This window comes from Curtobacterium sp. GD1 (genome assembly GCF_020882855.1).
In the GTDB taxonomy this organism is placed as follows: domain Bacteria; phylum Actinomycetota; class Actinomycetes; order Actinomycetales; family Microbacteriaceae; genus Curtobacterium.
Genome location: NZ_JAFEVQ010000040.1, coordinates 18,434 through 28,138 on the forward strand (window position 1 = coordinate 18,434; position 9,705 = coordinate 28,138).

General features: G+C 70.1%; 10 protein-coding genes. 6 read left to right on the forward strand and 4 right to left on the reverse strand.

Going from position 1 to position 9,705, the window contains the following annotated elements:
- Positions 1–13 precede the first annotated feature (13 nt).
- On the forward strand, positions 14–541 hold the full coding sequence (locus JSX79_RS16640) for a GNAT family N-acetyltransferase (RefSeq protein ID WP_229087199.1): 528 nt from the start codon (positions 14–16) through the stop codon (positions 539–541).
- A gap of 9 nt (positions 542–550) precedes the next feature.
- Here the strand turns inward: JSX79_RS16640 and mtnN are convergent, their stop codons facing one another.
- Positions 551–1,261, reverse strand: a complete 711-nt coding sequence (mtnN, locus tag JSX79_RS16645) for a 5'-methylthioadenosine/S-adenosylhomocysteine nucleosidase (RefSeq protein ID WP_175473689.1) — start codon at positions 1,259–1,261, stop codon at positions 551–553.
- Between the two features lie 84 nt (positions 1,262–1,345).
- Here mtnN and JSX79_RS16650 point away from each other — a divergent pair, with 84 nt between their 5' ends.
- Positions 1,346–1,906: a GrpB family protein gene (locus JSX79_RS16650; RefSeq protein ID WP_229087201.1), complete on the forward strand. Its 561-nt coding sequence runs from the start codon at positions 1,346–1,348 to the stop codon at positions 1,904–1,906.
- 254 nt (positions 1,907–2,160) lie between these two features.
- On the opposite strand, the gene JSX79_RS16655 is transcribed toward JSX79_RS16650, so the two are convergent.
- A complete protein-coding gene (locus tag JSX79_RS16655) occupies positions 2,161–2,856 on the reverse strand; it encodes an SDR family oxidoreductase (protein ID WP_071302808.1) in 696 nt (231 codons plus the stop codon).
- Between the two features lie 83 nt (positions 2,857–2,939).
- On the opposite strand from JSX79_RS16655, the gene JSX79_RS16660 reads away from it, so the two are divergent.
- On the forward strand, positions 2,940–3,389 hold the full coding sequence (locus tag JSX79_RS16660) for a helix-turn-helix domain-containing protein (protein ID WP_229087203.1): 450 nt from the start codon (positions 2,940–2,942) through the stop codon (positions 3,387–3,389).
- A 90-nt stretch (positions 3,390–3,479) separates the two neighbouring features.
- Here JSX79_RS16660 and JSX79_RS16665 read toward each other — a convergent pair whose 3' ends face one another.
- Together JSX79_RS16665 and JSX79_RS16670 are read right to left on the reverse strand one after the other, a co-directional pair.
- Positions 3,480–4,493 (reverse strand): LacI family DNA-binding transcriptional regulator, encoded by a 1,014-nt coding sequence (locus tag JSX79_RS16665; protein WP_229087208.1) that lies wholly within the window; start codon positions 4,491–4,493, stop codon positions 3,480–3,482.
- A 74-nt stretch (positions 4,494–4,567) separates the two neighbouring features.
- Positions 4,568–5,800 (reverse strand): Gfo/Idh/MocA family protein, encoded by a 1,233-nt coding sequence (locus JSX79_RS16670; RefSeq protein WP_071296046.1) that lies wholly within the window; start codon positions 5,798–5,800, stop codon positions 4,568–4,570.
- A gap of 199 nt (positions 5,801–5,999) precedes the next feature.
- On the opposite strand from JSX79_RS16670, the gene JSX79_RS16675 reads away from it, so the two are divergent.
- The 3 genes from JSX79_RS16675 to JSX79_RS16685 are packed head-to-tail and all read left to right on the forward strand — an operon-like array spanning position 6,000 to position 9,344.
- The gene (locus JSX79_RS16675) at positions 6,000–6,974 is read left to right on the forward strand and encodes a carbohydrate ABC transporter permease (protein ID WP_229087209.1); all 975 of its coding nucleotides are present in this window, start codon (positions 6,000–6,002) and stop codon (positions 6,972–6,974) included.
- 29 nt (positions 6,975–7,003) lie between these two features.
- Positions 7,004–7,960, forward strand: coding sequence for a carbohydrate ABC transporter permease (locus JSX79_RS16680; protein ID WP_083295227.1), 957 nt, complete (start codon positions 7,004–7,006; stop codon positions 7,958–7,960).
- Positions 7,961–7,970: 10 nt separating this feature from the next.
- A complete protein-coding gene (locus tag JSX79_RS16685) occupies positions 7,971–9,344 on the forward strand; it encodes a sugar ABC transporter substrate-binding protein (protein WP_071296045.1) in 1,374 nt (457 codons plus the stop codon).
- The last annotated feature ends 361 nt before the right edge of the window (positions 9,345–9,705 follow it).

Below are 9,705 nucleotides of genomic sequence, written 5' to 3' on the forward strand. Positions count from 1 at the left end.
CACACCCTCCGCCATGGACACACGCCTGCGCCTGATCCGTGTCGACGACGCTGCGACGCTCGCGGCCGTCGTGAGTGCGAGCGCCGAGCACCTGCGGCCGTGGGAACCGACCCGTTCGCCCGCCTACTTCACCGAGGCGGGGCAGCACGACGTCATCGTCCAGGCGCTCGCGGCCGAGCGTGCCGGCACGTCCGTCCCGTTCGTGATCGAGTCGGTCGACGGCGAACTGCTCGGCCGGATCACGCTGAGCGGCATCACCCGCGGTGCCCTGCAGTCGTGTGCGATGGGGTACTGGATCCGCGCCGACCGGGTCCGGCAGGGGCATGCCTCCCGAGCGGTCCGGGCGGCTGCGGCGCACGCGTTCGAGGTGCTGCGGCTCCACCGTGTCCAGGCGGAGACCCTGCCCGAGAACGTGGGCTCGCAGCGTGCACTGCAGGCAGCGGGGTTCACGCGCTACGGCCTGGCGCCCGAGTACCTCAGGATCGCCGGGGCGTGGCGCGACCACGTCATGTTCCAGCTCCTCGCTCCGACCGACCGGTGAGCCCCCGGTTCAGCTGACGAGCCCCGTCACCACGTCGTGCACCACCCGGGCGGCACGCGCGGCCGCATCGTCGAGGTGCTCCTTGAACTCGTCGCCGTCCGGCGCGCACAGGTCGCTGATGCACCGCACGGACACGAACGGCATGGCGTGGACGTGCGCGAACTGCGCGATCGCCGCCGACTCCATGTCGACCGCCGCGACCGCGGGGAACGCCGTCCGGAGCAGACGCGCTCGACCCTCGGTGACGAAGATCTCGCTCGAGCCGATCGTGGCCGAGCGGAGGCGGTACCCGGCGTCCGAGGCGAGTGCCAGCTCGACGAGCCGGTCGTCGGGCTCGTACCCGGTGGGCATGCCCGGGACCTGGCCGAGCGCGTACCCGAAGGCCGTCGCGTCGGCGTTGAGGTTGACGTAGCGGTCCCCGACGACGACGTCGCCGATCTCGACGCCGTGCATCAGCCCACCGGCCGTCCCGACGCTGATCACCGGGATGCCGGAGCCGAAGTCGTGGAAGGCGTGGGCGACCGCTGCCGTGGCGTTCGTGAACCCGATGCCGCTGCGGCGCACGGCGACCGTGGCGCCGCCGACGTCGAGCAGGTGGTGTTCGTCGTGACCGCCGACCGGACCGTCGAGGATCGGGACACCGCCGAGGAGCCCGGCGAACGCGGACACCTCTTCGCTCATGGCGGCGATGACGACCGCGATCGGGGGAGGGAGTTGCACTGATCGATGATCGCACGGGCCGCCGACCGTCGGGACACCGGGACGCGTACCGTGCACCGTGCGCGAGGAGATCCAGGGGGCGGTGTGGTCGAGGTCGTCGAGTACCGAGCGGAGTGGCCGCGGCGCTTCGAGGCGCTGCGGACGGCGTACGGCGCGGCGCTCCTCGCCGCCGGCTTCCCGCACCGCATCGAGCACGTCGGGAGCACGGCGGTGCCCGGCCTCGCGGCGAAGCCCGTGATCGACGTCGACGTGGTCGTCGGGGCGGCGGACGTGCCCGCGGCCGTCGAGGCCCTCGCTGCGATCGGCTTCCTGCCGCGCGGCGACCTCGGCATCCCGGGGCGGCAGGCGTTCCGCACGCCCGAGCGCTTCGGCCCGAGCAACACCTACGTCGTGGTCGAAGGATCGCTCGCGCTCCGCAACCACCTCGGCGTGCGGGACGTCCTGCGTGGGGACGACGCACTCCGCGAGGAGTACGCCGCCGTGAAGCGTCGGGCTGCCGCCGAGGCGCTGGACATCGACGACTACCTCGTGCGCAAGACCGCGGTGCTCGACCGGGTGTTGCGCGCGGCGGGTCTCACCGACTCCGAGCGCGCGTCGATCGCCGATGCCACCGCGGGCATCACCGGCCGAGGGGCCCACGGCTGACCCCGGACGCGCGGGTGTGACTCGACAGGCAGGGATCGCCCGACTCGCTGCGGTCCTGCGCGTATCGTCCCGCCGTCGTGACCGTTCCGGTTCGCGGATCACGGGATTCGCGAACCGGAACGGTCACGCGCCCCGCGGAACCGGCGGTCCCGCCGCGGCCCGACGCCTCGCCGCCGCGCGTCCCGACGCCTCGCCGCCGCGCGGAACGGCGTGCCGGGTCGCGAGCACCGCCGAGCCCATCGACAGCGAAGGCGTCAGGCCGACGCCAGCGCCGGGTAGAGCGCGGTGAGCGGGGCGCTCAGCCCGGCGCGGACGTCGCGGCTGACCTGGTCGGCCAGGACCTCGTGCTCGCCGGCCTCGAGGGCGTCGTAGATCGCCGCCACGATGTCCGCCGGGTCGGCCTTCTCGACGTCGAGGTCGGCCGTCATGCCGGTGTCCGTGTAACCGAGGTGCGCTCCGAGGACCTGGGTCCCCTGGGGTGCGAGCTCGAGGCGCAGGGAGTTCGTGATCGACCAGAACGCGGCCTTCGAGGCGGAGTAGCCCCCGGCCAGCGCGATCCAGCTGAGCACCGAGTGCACGTCGATGAGCGCGCCCCCGGCCAGCGACGGCGCGAAGGCCTTGGCGACCCGGAGCGCACCGAAGACGTTCGTGGCGAAGACGTGCTCGACCTCGTCGACCGAGGTCTCGAGGAGCGGCGCGGAGCCACCGATGCCGGCGTTGTTCACGACGACCGTGGCATCGGCTGCTGCGCGGGCGGCGGCGTCGACGCTCGCCTGGTCGGTGACGTCGAGGGCGAGCGGCACGATGCGCTCGTCGTCCCAGGTGCGCGGGGTCCGAGCCGTGGCGTAGACCTTGGCGGCACCGCGGTCGAGGGCCTGCTGGACGAACGCGGCGCCGAGGCCGCCGTTCGCTCCGGTGACGAGGACGGTCGCGTCGGTGAGGGTGGTCATGGTTGCTCCTGTCGAAGAGGTTGGGTACGGAAAATGAACCTAGCACGGTGTGTCTGAATTCCGAACCCAGGTAGGATGAACACATGCTCGGCATCCTCGGCGGCGACGAGCGCTGCCCCATCGCGCGGTCCCTCGACGTCCTCGGCGAGAAGTGGACGCTCATGATCGTCCGCGACGCCCTCGCAGGGTCGACCCGCTTCAGCCAGTTCCAGCAGAGCCTCGGGGTCCCGCGGGAGGTCCTCACGGCACGCCTCGGCTCCCTCGTCGAGGGCGGCGTGCTCGAACGCCACGCCTACAAGCCGGACGGTGGACGCGTCCGTGACGAGTACGTCCTCACCGAGGCTGGCCGCGACCTCTCGCTGGTGCTGCTCGCTCTCGGCGGGTGGGCGGACCGGCACCGGCCGTCCGAGCGCACGTCCGATCTCCGCTTCGTCGAGGCCACCACCGGCGAGCCGGTCGAGGCGGTCGCCGTGACGCGCAGCGGGCACCGCCGCGTCGCGCTCGACGCGCTCGACGCGGTCATGGAGGGCTGATGGTGCGAGCAGGCGGACTGGCGTGACCAGCGTCGGACGGGAGGCGCGGGTCGGCCCCGCACCGCGCCTCCCGGACCGCAGGCGCGTGCGTCAGCGACGCACGCCGCACCCGCAACTGGCGCCGAGCACCAACTCGGCGGGGACGAGGTCCCGGTGCCACTGGTTGTCCGCGTCGAGGCCGAGCACCCGGTCGACGGCGGCGGTCGCCATCGTCTCGATCGGCTGCCGGACCGTGGTGAGCTGCGGGTTCGTGTAGTCGGCCTCGACCGCGCCGTCGAAGGAGACGATCGCGACGTCGTCGGGCGCGGACAGTCCGAGCTCGAAGAGGGCGCGCAGGAGCCCGACCGCCTGCATGTCGGAGCTGACGAAGACCGCTCGGGGGCCGGAGCCCTCGCCGAACATGCGGAGGCCGGCCTCGTAGCCGCCCCGTCGGGTGAAGTCGCAGCGGACGATCGGGCCGTCGGGCAGCCCGGCGTCGCGGAGAGCCCGCATCCAGCCCTGCTCGCGGAGCTCCATCGAGCCGGCGTGCCCCATGACCAGGCCGATCGAGCGGTAGCCGTGCTCGACGAGGTGCTGCGTGCCGTCGTACGCACCTCGGAGGGCGTCGACGCCGATGCTCGCGTAGTCGGGGACCTCGAAGAAGGTGTTGAGCAGGACCATCGGGATGCCGGGGTCCGTCACCGTGGACAGGTCGGGCCGCGTCATGATGCTCGTGACGATGATGCCGTCGACCTGCCGGGCGGAGAGGCTGCGCAGGCGCTCCCGTTCCTGCGCGGCGTCGCCGTCGCTGTTGGCGAGCAGGACGTCGTACCCGCGCGCGGCGGCGGCGTGCGTGACCGCGACGCCGAGCTCGGACCAGAACGGGTTGTCGAGCTCGGGGACGATGAGTCCGAGCATCTTCGAGGACCCGGTGCGGAGGGCCTGGGCGCTCGCGTTCGGGCGGTAGCCGAGCACGCGGATCGCCTCGCGGACGCGTGCCGCGGTGGCCGCTGCGACCGGACGGGGTCCGTCGTGCACGACGTAGCTCACGACGGAGGTGCTCACGCCGGCGTACCGGGCGACGTCGGCGCGGGTGACCGCCCTCGGGGTCGTCGGGACGGTCACGGGTGCCACCTTCGTCGGGTCGGAAGTCGCGTTCGGGTGCCGGCCCGCGCGGACCGACACCCGAACACCACTTGCTAGTCGCTGGCGATACTAGACGAGCCCACCGCCTCGACCGTCTCCGGGGCGTCGCCGAAGTCCGGCACCTCGAGGCGGACGCCGCCCTGCAGTGCGGACTGGTGGGCGATGATGCCGGGCAGCGTGAACCGGGCGGCGGTCCAGGCGTTCACCGGCGGCAGGGTCCGGTCGACGACGGCGCGGACGAAGTCGTCGGCGAGGAACTGGTGGCTGCCCTCGTGTCCGGTCGGCACGCCGGCGTACTCGGCCGGCAGGCGCGACGTGTCGTGCACGGCCGCGTAGCCGGAGACGAACGCGTCACGGAGCGAGGGGTCGACGCCGGCGAGGCGGGGGTCGTCGAGCTCCATAGTGGCCTGGGTGTCGATCTGGTCGCTGATGTCGTGCGAGTCCTCCTTGTCCTGCCAGACGCTGACCTTGGCGAGCTGCTCGAAGCTCGCCTCGGTGCCGAAGTAGCGGAAGCGGGACTCGCGGATGTGCGACGGGTAGCCGACGCGGCGCATCTCGTTGATCCGCATGACCCCGCCGTTGTCGAGCTCGAACAGGGCGGTGGCGTTCGAGAAGTCGTTGTCGAACTGGCTGACGTCCTTGTCGAAGACCCCGTCGCCGCGGTCGTCCTTGACGCCGATGCAGCTGACGCTGACCGCGTGCCCCGGGATCGCGCCGAGGACCCCGCCGACCGAGTGCGTCGGGTAGAGCATGGGCGGGTAGCTGGCGGTGCGCTTCCAGTCCTCGCCGCCGCTGAACTGGTACGCGGCGTAGAAGCCGAGATCCATGTCGTGCACGTAGTCGCCCTCGGCGTAGAAGACACGGCCGAAGGCACCCTCGGCGACCTTCGAGCGGGCGAACACCGTCGCGGGGTTGTAGTAGCTCGTCTCGCCCATCATGTAGGTGAGCCCGGTCTCGCGGACGGCCTCGATGATGGCCTGGATCTCCTCGACCGAGATCGCCATCGGCACGGCCGAGTAGACGTGCTTGCCCGCGCGGAGGGCCTTCACGACGAGCGGCCCGTGCGTCCAGCGCTGCGTGAAGATCGCGACGGCGTCGACGTCCGAGGCGAGCACGGCGTCGAAGTCCGGGAACGTGCCGTCGAGGTGCTGTGACTCGACGAGCTCGGATGCCCGGTCGTCGACGAGGTCGGTGACGAAGACGCGGTCGACGTCCGGGTGCAGCTTGAACAGCTTGGCGAACTGGGGGGCGAACTGGCCCGCGCCGACCATTCCGACAGAGATCATCAGTGACCTTTCCAGGTGGGGGATGCGTCGCCGGGCAGGTCGCTCCGATGCGATCGAGGGCCATCCTGACATCGATGTCTACACGTGACAACCCCCGATTCAAACCAAGAAAAAGCCTCTTGCCACCCGCTGTCCCCACGTGTAGATTCCCGGCTCACGGACTGCTGCACGTCAGTCCACCGCAGACGAAGGAGTCGCGATGGCCACCGAGAGCCCTGTGTCGTCACCCTTGACGACGGCCAGCACGAGACGGAGGAGTCGGGCGACCGACCGCGCCCGTGCCGGCACCACCTCCCCGCGACGCCGGCCCAGGAACGACCTCTGGCTGGCGCTGATCTTCATCGCCCCGGCATCGGTCGGCTTCGCCGTGTTCCTCGCGTGGCCCACCGTCCGGGGCATCTACCTCAGCTTCACGTCGTTCAACCTGCTCACACCGCCGGTGTTCACCGGCCTGCAGAACTACGAGCGCCTGGTGCAGGACTCGATCTTCTGGCACTCGATGGCGGTGACGGTCGAGTACGTCCTGCTGAACATCGGGTTCCAGACGATCCTCGCGCTGTTCATCGCCGTGATGATGCACCGCCTCACCAAGTCGACCTTCGTCCGGGGCATCGTCCTCGCGCCGTACCTCGTGTCGAACGTCGTCGCGGCGCTCATCTGGCTGTGGATCCTCGACACGCAGCTCGGCATCGGCAACGAGATCCTGTCGGCGATCGGTGTGGGCCGCATCCCGTTCCTGCAGAGCGACTTCTGGGGCATCCCGACCATCGCGTTCATCAACGTCTGGCGGAACGTCGGCTACACGGCCCTGCTCATCTTCGCGGGCCTGCAGGCACTGCCGGAGCAGGTGTACGAAGCCGGCCGCATCGACGGCGCCAGCGAGTGGAAGATGTTCTGGCGCATCACCGTGCCGCTGCTCCGACCGATCCTGTCGCTCGTGCTCATCATCACGATCATCGGGTCGTTCCAGGTGTTCGACACCGTCGCCATCGCCACCCAGGGCGGACCCGCGAACGCCACGAACGTCGTGCAGAACTACATCTACAACCTGGCGTTCGGCCGGTTCCAGTTCGGCTACGCGTCCGCCGTCTCGGTGGCCCTCCTCATCGTCCTCAGCATCATCACGATCATCCAGTACCGACTCTCGCGTTCCGGCGAGAGCGACCTGGACTGACGGCCACAGCACACGGAAGCGAGTCGAAGATGACCAGCACCCTGCCCCCGGTGGTCGAACCGCAGACCACCCGCGCGATCACCACCCGCGGCGGCCCCCGACCGCCTCGTCGGAAGCCCTCCGTCGGACGGGTCATCGCCTGGATCGCGATGATCGCCGTCATCGTCGTGACCCTGTTCCCGTTCTACTGGATCCTCCGCACCGCCCTGTCCTCGAACGGCGCGATCTCGGCCGACCCCACCTCGCTCCTCCCCACGGGCTTCAGCCTCGGTGGCTTCGAGCGCGTGTTCGGCCTGCAGTCCACGAAGGAGGCGCTCGCCCAGGGCGGGTCCGGCGCTGCCATCAACTTCTGGCAGTACCTGCTGAACTCGGTGCTCACCGCGACGATGATCACCGTCGGCCAGGTGTTCTTCTCGGCCGGGGCGGCCTACGCGTTCGCGCGGTTGCGGTGGCCCGGCCGCGACCGCGTCTTCGCGGTCTTCCTCGCCGGACTGATGGTGCCGACGATCTTCACGCTCCTGCCGAACTTCACGCTGATCAAGTCGCTCGGCCTCGTCGACACCCTGTTCGGGATCGCCCTGCCGTCGATGCTCATGACGCCGTTCGCCGTGTTCTTCCTCCGGCAGTTCTTCCTCGGGATCTCCCGCGAGGTCGAGGAGGCGGCACTCATCGACGGCGCCGGCAAGGTCCGGGTCTTCTTCCGGCTCATCCTCCCGATGGCCTCCGCCCCGATCGCGACGCTCGCCGTCCTGACGTACATCACGGCGTGGAACGACTACTTCTGGCCGCTGATGGTCTCGTACACCGACAGCTCCCGCGTGCTCACGGTGGCGCTCGGGGTCTTCAAGTCGCAGTCGCCGCAGTCCGGCACCGACTGGGCCGGGCTCATGGCCGCGACGCTCGTGGCGGCGCTCCCGATGATCGTGCTCTTCGGCGTCTTCGCCAAGCGGATCGTCAACTCCATCGGCTTCTCCGGCATCAAGTAGGGATCCGCACATGACGAACTCCATCACCCGCCGCGCCCTGTTCGCCGGCGGAGCGTCCGCCCTGGCGCTCGGTGCGCTCGCCGCCTGCTCCACCACGGGCACCCCGAACCCGCGGAGCGGTGCGACCGGCACGGTGTCCTACTGGCTCTGGGACTCGAACCAGCTGCCGGCGTACCAGGCCGTCGCCAAGGCCTTCGAGCGCGAGAACCCCGGCATCACGATCAGGATCACCCAGCTCGGGTGGGCCGACTACTGGACGAAGCTCACCGCCGGGTTCATCGCCGGCACCGCGCCGGACGTGTTCACGGACCACCTGTCGAAGTTCCCGCAGTTCGCCGACCTCGACGTGCTGTACAAGCTCGACGAGCTCGAGGCGACGTCGGGTATCCGTGACGACGACTACCAGTCCGGGCTCGCCCAGCTCTGGAAGGGGCGGGACGGCCACCGGTACGGCTCGCCGAAGGACTGGGACACGGTCGCGATGTTCTACGACCAGAAGGTCATCGCGAAGGCCGGGTACACCGCCGACGACCTGGCCGCCCTGTCCTGGAACCCCGATGACGGCGGCACCTTCGAGCGCGCCGTCGCGCACCTCACGATCGACGGCAAGGGGCGCCGCGGTGACGAGCCGGGTTTCGACAAGACGGACGTCGCCGTCTACGGGATGAGCGCCAACGGCAGCGGGGGCGACGGGTTCGGGCAGACCCAGTGGTCGCCGTTCACCGGGTCGATCGACTGGTTCTACACGAACAAGAACCCCTGGGGGAACCGCTTCCGCTACGACGACGCCGGGTTCCAGAAGACGATCTCGTGGTACTTCGGGCTCGCCGAGAAGGGCTACATGCCGAAGTACGGGGTCTTCTCCACGACGACCGGACCGGACGTCCAGCTCGGCTCGAAGAAGGTCGCGCTCTCGTTCAACGGCTCGTGGATGATCGGGACGTACGCGAACCTCCCGGGCATCGACGTCGGGATCGCGCCGACGCCGACCGGGCCGATCGGGCACCGCGCGTCGATGTTCAACGGTCTCGGCGACTCGATCACGAAGCAGGCGAGGAACCCTGAGGCAGCGGCGAAGTGGGTCGCGTTCCTCGGCAGCGCTGCCGCCCAGGAGATCGTCGGCCGGGCGGGCATCGTCTTCCCGGCACGCCGATCGGGGACCGACGCAGCGGTGGCGGCGTACGCGAAGCGGGGCCTCGACGTGACGGCCTTCACCGAGCAGGTCGAGGACGGCACGACGTTCCTGTTCCCCGTGACCCGGAACCCCGCCGACGTGCAGGCCCTCGTGCAACCGGCGTTCGACGACATCTACGCGAACGGCAAGCCGATCAGCACGCTGACGGGCGTGAACGAGCAGGTCAACAACCTCCTCGCCCTCACCTGAGCCGCCGTTGGTCGACCGCCTGGAGGCGCGGGTCGGGCCCGCACCGCGCCTCCGGTCCGCACGTGGGGGACTGGAGGCGCGGGTCCGGCCCGCACCGCGCCTCCGGTCCGCACGTGGGGACGCCGACGCGCGGGTCCGGGCCGCACCGCGCCTCCGATCCGCACGTTGGGACGCGCACGCCGACGCGCGGACTGCGCACCCTGACGACGACTGCGCGTGGTGGAACGCGCGCAGTGGTCGATGTCGCTTCTACTCATCTGACGCTGCCGACGAAATGCAGCGTGTGTATTATCGAGGTCGCCGTTTCATTGAAAAATAAACAACTAACGTAACTTTTGGTATCTAACATTGCAACCTCACA